Here is a 15532-nt window from a genome sequence, read left to right on the forward strand (position 1 = left end):
CCTTACGCCCGTATATCACCATAAATCACCGAAGAAAACGCTTGCGCAAACGTTTCGATGGCCATACGCTGCCTGCGATCGTTTCATTGGAGGATGAAGCGGACAGAAAGCGACCGGCGAGCTGCGGCTTGTTCGGGATCGCCTGGCTATTTCGATTTCGTTCGGAGAAGGCGACGCGGCGACGGCTTGAAGCTGTCGCGTCGGGCGTGGGGGAGGAGGTCTGCAATCATGGCGACAATCACTGATGTCGCGCGCGCCGCGGGCGTGTCGGTCTCTACCGTTTCGCACGTCATCAATGGCACGCGGCATGTGAACGAGGCGACCGCGAAGCTCGTCAAAGAGGCGATCGAAAACCTCGGATTCGTGCCGAATGCCGTCGCCCGGTCACTGGTGCGATCCTCGACCGATGCCGTCGGGATCGCCATTTCGATCAGCACTAACTACTATTTCAACGATATCGTATCCTCGATCGAACGGGCCTGCGCCGCGATCGGGCAGCTCGTCTTTCTCTGCGACACGCAGAACGATCCGGCGACCGAACTGAAGCTCGTCCGCGAATTGGTCCAGCGGCGTGTGGATGGAGTGATTCTGGCTCCATCAAGCGATCCCGAAAACCGCGCCGTCGAATATCTCAGATCGGCTCGCATGCCATTCGTGCTCGTCGACCGTCTGACCGTTGATGATGCGGACGGGGTCTGCCTGGACAACGAGGCGGCGATGGAAACGCTGATCGATCATCTGGTGGGCCACGGCCATCGCCGCATAGGCCTCATCGCCGGTGAGCCGGGGCTGCGGTCCACGCTCGAGCGCGTGCGTGGATACGTGCATGCGATGCGCAAGAATGGTCTCGAGATCGATCCCACTTTGATGAGCGAAGGCAATGCCAATAGCGCGGATGCTCACCAGTCCGCGCTTGCCATCCTTGGTCGGGTCGATCGTCCGACCGCCATCGCCTCGGGCAACAATTTGGCGACGATCGGCGTCATGCGCGCGGTGCGGGACCTCGGCTTGCGCATCTCCGAGGATCTGGCGCTGATCGGCTTCGACGATTTCGATTGGGCCGACTGTTTCGAACCGCGGCTGACCGTCATGGCGCAGCCGAGCGAGATGATCGGCATGCAGGCGGCGGAAATGCTGTCCAGGCGGATCAAATCGGGCACCGAAAGCGTGCGACAGGTCCGTCTGCCGGCAAAACTGACAATTCGCCGCTCCTGCGGCTGCGGAGGACACTGAAATGACGTCGGCGCTGGCTCTTGCAGGGATCACCAAATCCTTTCCGGGCGTGCGCGCCCTGAAGGGCGTGTCGTTTTCTCTGCAGCCCGGAGAAATCAGGGCGTTGGTGGGGGAAAACGGCGCCGGCAAATCGACGCTGATGAAGATCCTTTCCGGCGCCTATTCCGCCGATGAGGGGCGTATCGAGCTTTTTGGCGAAGAGGTTCTCGATCCGACTCCGGCGGGCATGATCGCACGGGGTGTGGCGGTTATCTATCAGGAACTGGCTCAGGCGCCGCACCTGACCGTCGCCGAAAACGTTCTGATGGGGCGATTGCCGCGCAAGGGCGCCCTGATCGACTGGGGCGAAGCAAAGCGCCGGACCATCGAGGTCATCGATCGGCTCGGTTTCGATGTCGATCCGACGGCCCGTATCGGAACGCTTTCCGTTGCCAAGCGCCAGATGGTTGAGATCGCCAAGGCGCTTGCGCGCAACGCGAAGATCATCGTTCTCGACGAGCCGTCGGCCGTACTGGCGCAGGCGGAGATCGACCAGCTGTTCCGGGTCGTCAGGCAGCTGGCGCGCGAGAGCGGCGTGGCATTTGTCTATATCTCGCATCGCCTGCGCGAAGTTTTCGAGCTGAGCGATACGGTGACCGTTCTGCGTGACGGCACCGTCGTCCACAACGGACCCTCCAACGGGCTGACGACGGACGATCTCATTCGCAGCATGGTGGGCCGGGAGGTGGGCGACGTTTTTCCCAAGCGCACGCCCCGGATCGGCGAGGAAGCCCTGTCCGCCAAGGATATTTCGACGCACGCGCTGCTCAGGAACGTCAGTATCCACGTTCGAAAAGGCGAGATCGTCGGTCTGTTCGGGTTGGCCGGCGCCGGCCGCACGGAGCTTTTGCGCGCCATCTACGGTGCCGACCCGCGCGATGCCGGCGAGGTCAGCATCAACGGCGCCAGCACCAGCATCGGTTCGCCGCGCGCCGGCATCGTCAAGGGACTGGGCCTCGTGCCGGAAGACCGCAAGACCGAAGGCCTCTTCCTGATACAGAGCGTCGGTTTCAACATCATGTCGGCCAGTCTCGCGCAGATCATCCGGTTCGGACTTCTATCCCTTGGCCGCGAGCGCCGAATAGTCAGCGGTCTCATCGAGCGGCTGCGGATCAGGACGCCGAACGCCGCAGCGGCGACGCAGAACCTTTCGGGTGGCAATCAGCAGAAATGCGTGCTGGCGAGGCTCGTCAGCGCCGGATGCGAGATCCTGCTCGCCGACGAGCCCACGCGCGGCGTCGATGTCGGGGCCAAACGTGAGATCTACGATCTGCTGGTCGAGCTGGCGGAAGCCCGCGGCTTGGCGATCGTCATCGCCTCTTCCGAATTACCGGAAATCCTGGGTCTGTGCGACCGGCTCTATGTTTTGAGAGAGGGCGAAATAACGGCCGAACTCGATGCACGCACTGCGACCGAAGAAGAAGTCATGCACTTTGCGGCGCTACATTAATGAGGGGACCACCATGAAAAAAAGTCTTCCGCGCGGGACGGGTCTTGCCGGTGCACTGATCGTACTGATCATCGCCGCCTCGCTGATCTCTCCTCATTTTCTCAACCCCATCAATATTCTGAACGTTCTGAGGCAGGTCGCGCTCTACGGGATTCTCGGCATCGGCATGACATTCGTGATCCTCACCAAGGGGATCGATCTTTCGGTGGGCTCGATCGTGGCGCTGGTCGGCGTCACCGGCGCGGTCCTGATGGAGCAGGGCATGCCCATCCCGCTGATGGTACTGATCTGTCTCTCCATTGGCGCCCTCGTCGGCTGCGTCAACGGCTTCGGAATTTCCCATTTCCGCATTCCGGCCTTCATCATGACGCTGGGCTGCATGGTGATGGTGCGCGGCTTCGCGCTGATGATTGCCGACGGCGGAACCGTCAATCCGGGAAAGCTCGCCGACAGCTTCTTCGTGCTCGGCGGCGGTTATATTCTGGGCGTGCCCACTCCGATCTACGTCTTCGCGATCGTCTGCATCATCGCTGCCATCGTGCTGAGCTTCACGCCGTTCGGACGGGCGATCTATGCGGTTGGCAGCAATGAGGAGGCGGCGAGGCTGTCCGGCATCAACGTGCCGCTCGTCATCTTCAGCGTCTACATCATCTGCGGCGTGCTGGCGGCGCTTTCCGGCCTGATTTTCCTGTCCCGCCTTTCCGTCGGCGACCCGAATTCCGGCCTCGGCCTCGAACTGGAAGCGATCACGATCGCGGTGATCGGCGGCACGTCGCTGTTTGGCGGCGAGGGCACGGTTCTCGGCACGATGGGGGGCGCCATGGTGCTCGCCATCATCGCAAACATTCTCAATCTCGCAGGCGTTTCACCATTCTCACAACAGGTGGTGAAGGGCGGGATCATCGTTCTTGCCGTGCTGCTCGAAGCCGGAAGAAAGCCACGCAGCTAGCGTGTTCAACAGAGGGAGAACTAAAATGCTCAATATCACCAGACGCATGCTCATTATCTCCGCCGGCCTCGCCACCGTCCTGACAGCGGTCCCCGCCTTCAGTGCGGACAAGATCGTCATCGGCTTCTCACAGGCGAGCTCGAACTCGGCGCATCGCAACACGATGACCAAACGCAACCAAGCCTATGCCGCCGAAAACTTCAAGGATGTCGATCTGATCGTCACCAACGCCGAAGGCAAGTCCGCAAAGCAGATTTCAGACGTCGAAAGCCTCATGGTTCAGGGCATGAAGGTTCTGATGATCTCGGCGCAGGATGGCGCCGCGATCGCTCCGACCGTCAAGCAGGTGCTGGCCGCCGGCATTCCGGTCATCACGCTCGAGCGCAGCCTTGATATTCCCGTGACGCTGCATGTCGGCCCGCACAACAAACCCATCGGCACGCTTGCCGGCAAATACATAGCTGAAGCCCTGAAAGGCAAGGGCAATGTCGTGGAGATCAAGGGCGACCCGGCTGTCGCTCCCGCGGTCGAGCGCCATGAAGGTTTTGCCGAAGCCATCGCCGGCACCGATATCAAGGTTATCGCTGAAACCCACGCCGACTGGGACCAGGAAAAAGCGCTGAAGTTCATGGAGGATACGCTCCAGCGTTTCCCGGCCGGACAAATCCAGGCCGTTTACGCCCATAACGACAATATGGCCTTTGGCGCGCTGCGGGCGATCCAGGCCGCCGGCCGTGACAAGGAAGGTATCCTCATCATCGGCATTGACGGCGAGAATGCCGCCATCCGTGCCGTCGCCAAGGGTGACCTCACAGCGACCTTCACCTATTCCACCGTCGCGCCGGAAGGCGTCATCGCCGCGCACGCGCTCGCCACCAACGATACCGCAGCGCTTGAAAAGCTCGGAACCTTGACGAAGAAAGACGATGGCTCGATGGAAATCGAGATCGCATCGAAAATGATCACCAAGGAAAACGCCGCCGAGTTCTTCTGCAAGGGCTTCGGCGACGACCCTGAATGCAAATGATCCGATAGACGTCGAAGTCCGGCGCGATCCATGGGGAGCGCCGGACTTTCGGTTGAGATCCGACGATCAAGCTGCCTGGTCGGCGGCTGGTCGAGCAGCCCGACGTCAGTTAGAAAGCCTAGGCATGAAGCCGGTCTTGAACTCCATCGCAAGTGTATTACACTGTAATCACCTGAGAGGAGTGAACAGGAATGCGCAGCAGCAAACCCATTACGGTGACGCTCGGGAGCCAGCAGAAGAGCTTGGAAGCGCGGCTGGAATCTGGCGCCTATAGTTCGGCGAGCGAGGTTATCCGCGCCGCGTTGCGCGCGCTCGACCGGGAAGAGAATGCGATCGACGAAATCATGCGTCGGAAAATCCGTGAGGCGATTGACGATCCGGGTTCGGATATCGACGCTGATGTGGTCTTCGAGCGACTCGAACGTCTGCACACCGATCGAATGAAGCCCCAGGGCGATGATGCCTAAGGTGGTATTTCGCCCTAGGGCGGAGAAGGATCTGCTCGATATTTACGAATTCATCGCTGCAGACAATCCAATGGCGGCAATAGAACTCGTTCGCCGGCTGAGACAGTTTTGTCATGGCTTGGAAGACATGCCGGAAAGGGGAGCGCCGCGTGAGGATTTTGCCCCGGGTGTTCGCATTCTGGTTTTCGAGCGGCGCGTGACCATTGCTTATCGGGTCGTGAAGGAGCAGGTGCAGATACTGAGGCTATTTTATGCTGGCCGGAATACGCCTTCGGCCTTCCGTGAAAACTGAGAATCGCTCATTTCGGCTACGGCATCTGCTTTCGGTCCCATCACGGTCACAATTCTTTGAAGGAAGTTGCTGATCAGTGCCTTGTGAGCGGCCCCTAGCCGTTATATCGCACAGTCAGCCGTCACTCTCATTACTTATGGGGAACCCATGCAGATGTCCGAAATGCAACTGACGAAACGCCGCCTCTTGGGTGGGATCGCCATCGCCGCAGCTGCCGCCGTGCTTGTCGCCTGCAACGACAGCAAGGACGCTGCCGATGCTTCGTCTTCCGGCAAGACCATGGCCGACGGCACCAATGTCGATACCATCAAGACGGCAGCCACCTCGGCGGGGGACATGCCGCAGTCCGACGGCGATGTCGATATGGCCGAGGTGCTGAAACCCGGCGCGCTGCCGGAAATGGCGCTTGGCAAGGCCGACGCGCCCGTCAAGATCGTCGAATATATGTCGATGACCTGCCCGCATTGCGCCCATTTCCACAACACCACCTTCGACGCCATCAAGCAGAAATATGTCGACACCGGCAAGGTGCAGTTCATCATCCGCGAATTCCCGTTCGATCCGCGTGCGGCGGCCGCCTTCATGCTCGCCCGCTGCAGTTCCTCCAATCCGGAGCAGTTGAGCACGCCGGAACAGTATTTCCCGATGGTTTCGATGCTGTTCAAGCAGCAGCAGGTCTGGGCCGCCGCCGATGACGGCCGCGCGGCACTGCTGCAGATGTCGAAGCTTGCCGGATTTACTGAGGATAGCTTCACGAAATGCTTGACGAACCAGAAGCTTCTGGATGAAGTGAACGCCACGCGGGAAAGGGGATCGAAGGATTTCGGCGTCAACGCCACCCCAACCTTCCTCATCAATGGCAAGCGCTATTCTGGAGACATGCCGGTTGACACCATGTCGAAGCTCATCGACAGCCTCATCTGAACCGGATCGTTCGACCACAACGGGCGACGGCGAAAGCCGTGCGCCCGTTTTTTTGTGGCTGCGTGGGGGATACCCCCATCTGTCCTGCCGGACCCGGGGTCGAGCCACGGGTCTCGGCCCGTCCTTCGGACCCCCACAAGGGGGGAGATCGGCTGGGCGCGCTGTCTCTTCCTTCATGACCGTCGCTTTTACGGCTGCGCTGCATGGGCACTCAGTTGTTTGGCGGAGCCCTAGCCACTTGCCGATCTCCCCCCTTGTGGGGGAGATGCCCGGCAGGGCAGAGGGGGGCTGCACGCCCGCAGAGCGCCCCGGAGCGGCTGCATGAAGTTCAACAAGCTGCGCCTGGTCGGCTTCAAATCCTTCGTCGAGCCGACGGAATTCATCATCGAGCGGGGGCTGACCGGCGTCGTCGGCCCGAACGGCTGCGGCAAGTCCAATCTCGTCGAGGCGCTGCGCTGGGTGATGGGCGAGAATTCCTACAAGAACATGCGCGCCTCCGGCATGGACGACGTGATCTTTTCCGGCTCCGGCAACCGCCCAGCCCGCAATACCGCCGAGGTGGCCCTCTATCTCGACAATGGCGAGCGGACCGCACCTGCCGCCTTCAACGACAGCGACGAGATCCAGGTCACCCGCCGCATCGAGCGCGAGCAGGGCTCGCTCTATCGCATCAACGGTAAGGAAAGCCGCGCCAAGGATGTGCAACTGCTGTTTGCCGATGCCTCGACCGGCGCCCGCTCGCCCTCGATGGTCGGCCAGGGCCGTATCGGCGAGCTGATCCAGGCAAAGCCGCAGGCCCGCCGCCAGCTCTTGGAAGAGGCGGCCGGCATTTCGGGCCTGCATTCGCGCCGCCATGAGGCCGAGCTGCGTCTGCGCGCTGCCGAAACCAATCTCGAGCGCCTCGACGACGTCACCTCGCAGCTCGAAAGCCAGATCGAGAGCCTGAAGCGCCAGGCCCGCCAGGCCAATCGCTTCAAGACCCTCTCGGCCGATCTCCGCGCCCGCGAGGCGATGCTCCTGCATATCCGCTGGGTGCAGGCCAAGGAGGCTGAGGCCGAGGCCGACAGCGCCCTTAATCAGGCAACATCAATCGTCGCCGAAAAGGCGCAGATTCAGATGGAGGCCGCCAAGCAGCAAGGCATCGCCAGCCTGAAGCTGCCGGAACTGCGCGACGGCGAGGCGCGCGCCGCCGCCGCCCTGCAGCGCCTGCAGATCGCCAGGAGCCAGCTGGAGGAGGATGCCGGCCGCATCCTGCGCCGCCGCGACGAACTGACCCGCCGTCTCGCCCAGCTTGCCGAGGATATCCGCCGCGAGGAGCGGCTGGTGGCCGATAATGCCGTCATCCTCGCCAAGCTCGACGCCGAAGAGGCCGAGATTTCGGACATCCTCGCCGATTCCGGCCGTCATGCCGAGGAGACCCGAGAAGCCTTCGAAGCGGCGGCGGCAAAACTTGCCGACAGCGAGCGCATCTTCACGCAGCTGACGGCCGAGCGCGCTGAGGCGGCCGCTGGCCGCAATCAGCTGGAGCGCGCCATTCGCGATCTGGCCGACCGCCGCATGCGACTCGAGCGCCAGATGGACGAAGCAAATGCTGAATTGTCGGCGATCGGGGAGAAGATATCGGGACTGCCCGATCCGGATGAAAAACGCGCGATGGTCGAGGCAGGCGAAATCGCGCTTGCCGACGCCGAAGCCGCCGTCCAGGTGGTCGAACAGGCGCTGGCTGGCGCCCGCCAGACCGAGGCATTGTCGCGCGCCCCGGTCGATCAGGCCCGCGCCGGCCTGAATGCGCTGGAGACCGAGGCCCGCACTATTTCCCGCATGCTCGCCGCCGGTGCCGCCGCCGGCAAGTTTCCGCCGGTGGCCGAGGAGCTGAAGGTCGATCGCGGCTTCGAGACGGCGCTCGGTGCAGCACTCGGCGACGATCTGGAATCGCCGCTCGATGCCGAGGCGCCGGCCCATTGGTCTGTCAATGGCGATGGCGCCGGCGATCCGGCGCTTCCCGAAGGCGCCGTGCCGCTGATCGCTCATATCAGCGCGCCATCAGCTCTCACCCGCCGCCTGCGCCAGATCGGCCTGGTCGCGGAAGCGGAGGCGCGCTCGCTGATGGCGGCGCTGAAGCCGGGCCAGCGGCTGGTGACGAAGGAGGGCGCCGTCTATCGCTGGGACGGCCATGTCACCGGCGCCGATGCCCCGAGCGCTGCCGCGCTGCGCCTTGCCCAGAAGAACCGCCTGGCCGAACTCGAAAGCGAAGCGGCAATCGCCCGTGATGTGCTTGCCGAGGCCGAAGAGCGGCAGGCAGCGGCGGCCGAAGCGATCCGCCTCGAGGAGCGGCGGCTGGCCGAGGCCCGCGACATGAGCCGGCTGTCGGCGCGTCATCTGGCCGAAGCGCGCGAGGCGCTGGCTGCGGCCGAGCGGGCTTCCGGCGATCTCATCCGCCGGCGCGATGTGGTCAGCGAGGCTGCGAGCCAGCTGGGCGCGCAATTGGAAGAGATCGGCGTCCAGGAAGAAAATGCCCGCATCGAGCTGGAGGACGCGCCTGATCTGACCGAGATCGACGAGCGTTTGCGCTTCCAGCAGGCGGAGGTGGCGACCGACCGCGGCACGCTCGCCGAGGCCCGCGCCCGCCATGAAAGCCTGGCGAGGGAGAACGAAGCCCGCCAGCGCCGCATCATGGCGATCGGCCAGGAGCGCGAGACCTGGCGCCAGCGGGCGGCAAGCGGCGAGGATCATGTCGCCACACTGCGCGAGCGCGAGGAAGAGGCGCGCGAAGAGGCGGCCGATCTCGAAATGGCGCCTGACGAATTCGACGACAAGCGTCGCGCCCTGCTCAGCGAATTGCAGAAGGCCGAGGAGGCGCGCCGCAATGCCGGCGATCTTCTGGCCGAAGCCGAACGCATCCAGCGCGATGCCGATCACAAGGCGGCGACCGCGCTTTCCGAGCTTGCCGAATACCGCGAACGCCGCGGCCGCGCCGAGGAGCGCCTGGTCTCGGCCCGCGAACGTCGGCACGAAAGTGAAGTCCGCATCCGCGAGGCGCTGAACGTGCCGCCCTATGAGGCGCTTCGGCTCGCCGGCCTGCAGCCGATGCAGGCGCTGCCCGATCCGCGCGAGGTCGAGCGCGAGCTGGAGCGGCTGAAGATGGAGCGCGAACGGCTCGGCGCCGTCAACCTGCGCGCCGACGAGGAGCAGAAGGAGCTGAGCGAGAAGCTCGAAGCGCTGATCAAGGAGCGCGACGACGTCATCGACGCAATCCGCAAGCTGCGCGGCGCCATCCAGAGCCTGAACCGCGAGGGCCGCGAGCGCCTGGTCGCCGCCTTCGACGTCGTCAATGGCCAGTTCCAGCGGCTGTTCACCCATCTTTTCGGCGGCGGCACCGCCGAGCTGCAGCTGATCGAATCCGACGATCCGCTTGAGGCCGGCCTCGAAATCCTGGCCCGCCCGCCCGGCAAGAAGCCGCAGACCATGACGCTGCTTTCGGGCGGCGAGCAGGCGCTGACGGCGATGGCGCTGATCTTTGCCGTCTTCCTGACCAATCCGGCGCCGATCTGCGTGCTCGACGAGGTCGACGCGCCGCTCGACGACCACAATGTCGAGCGCTACTGCAACCTGATGGACGAAATGGCGGCTTCCACCGAAACCCGCTTCGTCATCATCACCCATAATCCCATCACCATGGCCCGCATGAACCGCCTCTTCGGCGTCACCATGGCCGAACAGGGCGTCTCCACCCTCGTCTCCGTCGACCTGCAGACAGCCGAACGCCTGCGCGAGATTGCCTGAGGTCTTGCGAGGAGGCTGTGCTCCCAGGGTCAAGCCCTCGGATCACCAATGAGAGTTGGTGCGGGGCGCCATGAAGCTACGGCCGGCGCAGAGCGGCAAGCTGCGTCGCCGGTGCGTGGTGAGAACGCCAACCACACTCTCCGTCATCCCAGGGCTTGACCCTGGGATCCATGGCCAAACACGCGGACTTCTATTTCTCTGCCGTGGGACGCCTTCGTCGTTCACCCAGTGCCAGCCGCATGGATCCCAGGGTCAAGCCCTGGGATGACGGAGGAGGTGGTGCCCGTCGACGGAGGAGAGGTGGTGCCGGGGCGACGGACGAGAAATGGTACAAACTTGAGGGCGGAGGGGTGGTGCTGAGGCCCATGGGGCGCGCCTGGCGCGATGAAGCTACGGCAGGCGCGGCGGAGCAAGCTGCATCGCCGGTGCGTCTGGCAACAAAACCAACCACACTCTCCGTCATCCCAGGGCTTGACCCTCGGATCCATACCAAGCAGGCGGCTTCTATTTCTCTGCGGTGCAACTCCTTCGCTGTTCACCGACCCGCCATGATCCCTGATCAGTCCCCCGCCGATGCGGCCTGGAAGACCGCGAGCTGCGCGGCGAAGGCGCGCTGATAGGCGGATCGCGCCTCAGCGCGAGCGACATAGGCGGCAAGGCTGGGGTAATCCTCGAGTATGTTTGACGACTTCAGGCGCAGCAGCACCGACACCATCAGCAAGTCACCGGCGCTGAATGCGCCGTCGAGCCAGTCGGCATCGCCGAGGTGCGTGGAAAGGCTGTCCAGCCTTCTGCGGATGCTGCCTTCGAGGGCACGCAGGCGCTGCTCGTACCAGGGTTCGTCGCGCTCCAGGATCCTGGCGAGGCTGTGATCGAAGACCGGCGGCTCCACTGTGTTCAGCGCGGCAAACATCCAGGCGATCGCCCGCGCCCGGCCATTGGCATCTTCGGGCAGCAGGCGGCCATGCCGCTCGGCGATATGCAGCACGATCGCGCCGGACTCGAACAATGTGAGATCGCCTTCCTCATAGGTCGGGATCTGGCCGAAAGGCTGGCGCGCCAGATGCGCCGGCTGCTTCATCGTCTCGAACGTGACGAGGCGAACCTCATAGGGCTGGCCAGCTTCCTCCAGCGCCCAGCGAACCCGCATATCGCGCGCCAGGCCGCGGCCCCGATCGGGTGAACGTTCAAAGGCGGTGATGGTGATCGTCATCGTTTTCTCCATGGCTTGTCTGCATTGAAGACGTGCGGCCAAACGGGGTTCCGACATTCACCGCCGTCGGGCGTCAGCTTTTGCAGAAACGGCTGTCTGCAATCGGCGCAGGATCTGCCTCGCCGCATTTCGAGAGGGTCGTTTCGACGACGGGGCGATTGCTCACCGGTCGGTCGGGACTCGCGCTCGAAACGGAATTCGCACAAATCGCGTGCAATTTTCCCGCATTCGGCGATAAACACCAAAAAAGGTCGGCTGTCTTGCGGTCTCTACCCCATTTGGGTGATGCTCTTTTCTCTGACTTGCATTAGAAGTTGTTTCAACGCAACCTGATGACTTTGCTGAAGAGCGGGGCGGTCAAAGTTGCGGATTTGTCGAATTTGCGATGCGCTTTTCAGGTAGAGGGCAAGGACCTGGAAGCTGTTTGAGCAATCCCTGGAAATGCGAAGCGTCTCTTGAGGAGTTGCGGAAAACAAAGATCAGGGCGGGTCCATGAATCGCCCTGGGTTGAGGGACCCCCCGTCCGGTTTTCCTGGCCGGACGGAAACAAGGCTTTGCGGGACATTGTTGCAGTCCCGCAAAGCTTTTTTTATGCCTTCTTCAGGCGGGGTTACATGGCTTTCAGCCGCCAGTGACGGTGAAAATATTGTGCGACGCAGCATTTTCGCCGCATTTGTCGATTTTCATTTCAACTCCAAGGCATTAAGCTGATTTCCCAGACGCTGGCGGTGTTTGTTAAACTTCTCCTTCGTCATGCTGGGGCTTGTCCCGAGCATCTGCAACCAGTCGATATGGAGCAGATCCTCGGCACAAGGCCGAGGATGACGGCGAGGGGAGCAAGGACATGTCAGCAAACTGAGGGATCACGCTGATCCTTTTGTGGTGTTGGGGGGAAGATGACCAAGTGGGTCTATAGGTTCGGCGACGGACAGGCTGAGGGTGGCGCGCGCGACCATGAGATTCTCGGCGGCAAAGGCGCCAACCTCGCTGAAATGTGCGCTCTCGGTCTTCCCGTCCCGCCGGGGCTGACGATCGTCAGCAGCGCCTGCAACACTTATTACACGAATGGCGGCCATATCGACGACCGGCTGAAGGCCGAGGTGCGCGCCGGCATAGCGGCGATCGAGGCCATCACCGGCCGCCATTTCGGATCCACCAGCCAGCCGCTGCTGCTCTCCGTGCGCTCCGGCGCTCGCGTCTCCATGCCCGGCATGATGGACACGGTGCTGAACCTCGGCCTCAACGACGAGACGGTGCAGGCGCTCGGCCACGATGCCGGCGATGCGCGTTTTGCCTGGGACAGCTACCGCCGCTTCATCCAGATGTATGCCGACGTCGTCATGGGCCTCGGCAACGACGCCTTCGAGGAGATTCTCGAAGACGAGAAGGCCAAGCTCGGCCACGAACTCGATACCGAGCTCAGCGCCACCGAATGGCAGCATATCGTCTCGCTCTACAAGAGGCTGATCGAGGAGGAGCTCGATCGGGAATTCCCGCAGAATCCGGAAGTCCAGCTCTGGGGCGCGGTTGGCGCGGTCTTTTCCAGTTGGATGAGCGCGCGCGCCGTCACCTATCGCCAGCTGCACAATATCCCCGAAGGCTGGGGCACGGCGGTCAATATCCAGGCCATGGTCTTCGGCAATCTCGGCAATAGCTCGGCCACCGGCGTCGCCTTCACCCGCAACCCCTCGACCGGCGAGAAGGCGCTTTACGGCGAATTCCTCGTCAATGCGCAAGGGGAGGATGTCGTCGCCGGCATCCGCACGCCGCACAGCATCACCGAGGAGGGGCGGCTTTCCTCCGGCTCCGACAAGCCCTCGATGGAAAAGCTGATGCCGGAGGCCTTCCGCGAGCTCACCCGCATCTGCAGCGAGCTCGAGATGCACTACCGCGACATGCAGGATATCGAATTCACCATCGAGCGCGGCAAGCTGTGGATGCTGCAGACCCGCGCGGGCAAGCGGTCGACCCGGGCGGCGATGAAGATCGCCGTCGACATGGTCGACGAGAAAGTGATTACCGAGGAGGAGGCGGTGCTGCGCATCGAACCGTCGAGCCTCGATCAACTCCTGCATCCGACGATCGATCCGCGCGTCAACCGCCAGGTGATCGGCACCGGCCTGCCGGCCTCGCCGGGGGCTGCGACCGGCGCCATTGTCTTCACCGCGGAAGAGGCGGTGGAGGCGGAAGCCGAGGGCCGCAAGGTCATCCTGCTTAGGGTCGAGACCAGCCCGGAGGATATTCACGGCATGCATGCCGCCGAAGGCATCCTGACGACGCGCGGCGGCATGACCAGCCATGCGGCGGTCGTCGCCCGCGGCATGGGCATTCCCTGCGTCGTCGGCGCCGGCACCATGCGCATCGATCAACGCAACGAACGGCTGCTCGGCATCGGCGTCACCCTGAAGAAGGGCGACATCATCACCATCGACGGCTCGGCCGGCCAGGTGCTGAAGGGCGAGGTGCCGATGATCCAGCCGGAGCTGTCGGGCGATTTCGGCCGCATCATGGGCTGGGCCGACCGGGCGCGGCGGATGACGGTGCGCACCAATGCCGATACGCCGGCCGATGCGCGCGCCGCCCGCTCCTTCGGCGCCGAGGGCATCGGCCTTTGCCGCACCGAACACATGTTCTTCGAGGGCGAGCGCATCCATGTCATGCGCGAGATGATCCTTGCCGAGGATGAGAAGGGCAGGCGGCTGGCGCTCGACAAGCTCTTGCCGATGCAGCGCCTGGATTTCACCGGCCTCTTCACCGTCATGCATGGCCTGCCGGTGACGATCCGCCTGCTCGATCCGCCGCTGCACGAATTCCTGCCGAAGACCGACGACGAGGTCGCCGAGGTTGCCTTTGCCATGGGCATGGAGCCGCTTGTCCTGCGCCAGCGCGTCGATGCGCTGCACGAGTTCAACCCGATGCTCGGCCATCGCGGCTGCCGGCTGGCGATCTCCTATCCGGAGATCGTCGAGATGCAGGCCCGCGCCATCTTCGAGGCGGCCGTTGCCGCAGCCCAGGAGACCGGGGCGGCCGTCGTGCCTGAAATCATGGTGCCGCTCGTCGGCCTGCGTTCCGAGCTCGATTACGTCAAGGCCTGCATCGATGCCATTGCCGGCAATGTCATGGCCGAGGCCGGCATGAAGATCGATTATCTCGTCGGCACGATGATCGAGCTGCCGCGCGCGGCGCTACGCGCCCATGTGATCGCCGAGGCGGCCGAGTTCTTCTCCTTCGGCACCAACGACCTGACGCAGACCACTTTCGGCATCTCGCGCGACGATGCCTCCGCCTTCATCCCCACCTATCAGCGCAAGGGCATCATCGAGCACGACCCCTTCATCTCGCTCGATTTCGACGGGGTGGGGGAGCTGATCAGCATCGCCGCCGAACGCGGCCGGCGCACCCGCAACGACATGAAGCTCGGCATCTGCGGCGAACATGGCGGTGACCCGGCCTCGATCCGCTTCTGCGAAACGATCGGCCTTGATTACGTCTCCTGCTCGCCGTTTCGCGTGCCGATCGCCAGATTGGCGGCGGCGCAGGCGGTCATTTCGGAAAACCGGTAAAACCGGGCGAGGCCTGCCGTCAGTGGTGATAGCGCCAGTGATCCCGGTAGACATAGGGCCCGTTCAGATCCCAGGCCATGCTGTGCATCAGCTCGGCACTCGCAGCCCGCGATTCGGCCCGCCGGTCGAGATCGATGCGCTGCAGGCAGGTGGCAAACCCATCGGTGCCGCGGCGGAAACCATAGCTCAGGCATCGCTGCACATCCGCCGCCCGCCGCTCCTCCGGCGTCATCGTCTGACAGGCGGAAAGCCCGGCGAGCGTGGCGAGAAGGGTGAGGAGAAGGGGGAGGCGCATCGGGTTGGTCCTTGCTTTTCCCTGAGGAAATGCCATTCGGGCGAGGCCGTCAAGCTGCCCCTCATCCGCCTGCCGGCACCTTCTCCCCGCGCGCGCGGGGAGAAGGGGATATGCCGCACTGTCTCGGCTCCCATCAACCTTTCGCGGGGCACGTCCCCTCGCCCCGTTTACGGGGAGAGGGTTAGGGTGAGGGGCAAATCACGGTACAGCCCGGGCTGATACCTGACAGAATGAACCGGGTTGATGGTCGACAAGTCATAGTGTGTCGGAGGGAGGGCTTCCGATGCCATTTGTGGA

The 15532-nt window shown here is 63.3% G+C and carries 12 protein-coding genes; 10 read left to right on the forward strand and 2 right to left on the reverse strand.

The genetic code is table 11. The annotated features are described in order from the left end of the window. Nucleotides 1-41 precede the first annotated feature (41 nt). The 9 genes from FHT70_RS24000 to FHT70_RS24040 all read left to right on the forward strand — a co-directional run bounded on the left by FHT70_RS24000 (nucleotide 42) and on the right by FHT70_RS24040 (nucleotide 10164). Nucleotides 42-245 (forward strand): hypothetical protein, encoded by a 204-nt coding sequence (locus FHT70_RS24000; RefSeq protein WP_183705301.1) that lies wholly within the window; start codon nucleotides 42-44, stop codon nucleotides 243-245. Next, nucleotides 229-1233 (forward strand): LacI family DNA-binding transcriptional regulator, encoded by a 1005-nt coding sequence (locus FHT70_RS24005; RefSeq protein WP_183705303.1) that lies wholly within the window; start codon nucleotides 229-231, stop codon nucleotides 1231-1233. Before FHT70_RS24000 ends, FHT70_RS24005 begins: the two co-directional genes overlap by 17 nt. 1 nt (nucleotide 1234) lies before the next feature. Continuing rightward, the gene (locus tag FHT70_RS24010) at nucleotides 1235-2722 is read left to right on the forward strand and encodes a sugar ABC transporter ATP-binding protein (protein WP_183705304.1); all 1488 of its coding nucleotides are present in this window, start codon (nucleotides 1235-1237) and stop codon (nucleotides 2720-2722) included. A 13-nt stretch (nucleotides 2723-2735) separates the two neighbouring features. Further along, nucleotides 2736-3671, forward strand: a complete 936-nt coding sequence (locus FHT70_RS24015; RefSeq protein WP_097597634.1) for an ABC transporter permease — start codon at nucleotides 2736-2738, stop codon at nucleotides 3669-3671. A 25-nt stretch (nucleotides 3672-3696) separates the two neighbouring features. Next, nucleotides 3697-4698 (forward strand): substrate-binding domain-containing protein, encoded by a 1002-nt coding sequence (locus FHT70_RS24020; RefSeq protein WP_097597631.1) that lies wholly within the window; start codon nucleotides 3697-3699, stop codon nucleotides 4696-4698. 191 nt (nucleotides 4699-4889) lie between these two features. Then, the gene (locus FHT70_RS24025; RefSeq protein WP_097597629.1) at nucleotides 4890-5165 is read left to right on the forward strand and encodes a type II toxin-antitoxin system ParD family antitoxin; all 276 of its coding nucleotides are present in this window, start codon (nucleotides 4890-4892) and stop codon (nucleotides 5163-5165) included. Next, a complete protein-coding gene (locus FHT70_RS24030; RefSeq protein WP_097597627.1) occupies nucleotides 5155-5457 on the forward strand; it encodes a type II toxin-antitoxin system RelE/ParE family toxin in 303 nt (100 codons plus the stop codon). Before FHT70_RS24025 ends, FHT70_RS24030 begins: the two co-directional genes overlap by 11 nt. Before the next feature lie 147 nt (nucleotides 5458-5604). Further along, nucleotides 5605-6381, forward strand: coding sequence for a DsbA family protein (locus FHT70_RS24035; RefSeq protein WP_183705306.1), 777 nt, complete (start codon nucleotides 5605-5607; stop codon nucleotides 6379-6381). Between the two features lie 321 nt (nucleotides 6382-6702). Further along, complete coding sequence (locus tag FHT70_RS24040) at nucleotides 6703-10164, forward strand: chromosome segregation SMC family protein (RefSeq protein WP_183705308.1); 3462 nt, start codon at nucleotides 6703-6705, stop codon at nucleotides 10162-10164. A 559-nt stretch (nucleotides 10165-10723) separates the two neighbouring features. On the opposite strand, the gene FHT70_RS24045 is transcribed toward FHT70_RS24040, so the two are convergent. Continuing rightward, nucleotides 10724-11377 carry a glutathione S-transferase family protein gene (locus FHT70_RS24045; RefSeq protein ID WP_183705310.1) on the reverse strand — a complete coding sequence of 218 codons (654 nt, stop codon included), beginning with the start codon at nucleotides 11375-11377 and terminating at the stop codon, nucleotides 10724-10726. An 896-nt stretch (nucleotides 11378-12273) separates the two neighbouring features. Here FHT70_RS24045 and ppdK point away from each other — a divergent pair. After that, a complete protein-coding gene (gene ppdK / locus FHT70_RS24050; protein WP_183705312.1) occupies nucleotides 12274-14940 on the forward strand; it encodes a pyruvate, phosphate dikinase in 2667 nt (888 codons plus the stop codon). A 19-nt stretch (nucleotides 14941-14959) separates the two neighbouring features. Here ppdK and FHT70_RS24055 read toward each other — a convergent pair whose 3' ends face one another. Continuing rightward, the gene (locus FHT70_RS24055) at nucleotides 14960-15235 is read right to left on the reverse strand and encodes a hypothetical protein (RefSeq protein ID WP_183705314.1); all 276 of its coding nucleotides are present in this window, start codon (nucleotides 15233-15235) and stop codon (nucleotides 14960-14962) included. Nucleotides 15236-15532: the final 297 nt, after the last annotated feature.

This window comes from Rhizobium sp. BK049, assembly GCF_014193135.1.
In the GTDB taxonomy this organism is placed as follows: Bacteria; Pseudomonadota; Alphaproteobacteria; order Rhizobiales; family Rhizobiaceae; genus Rhizobium.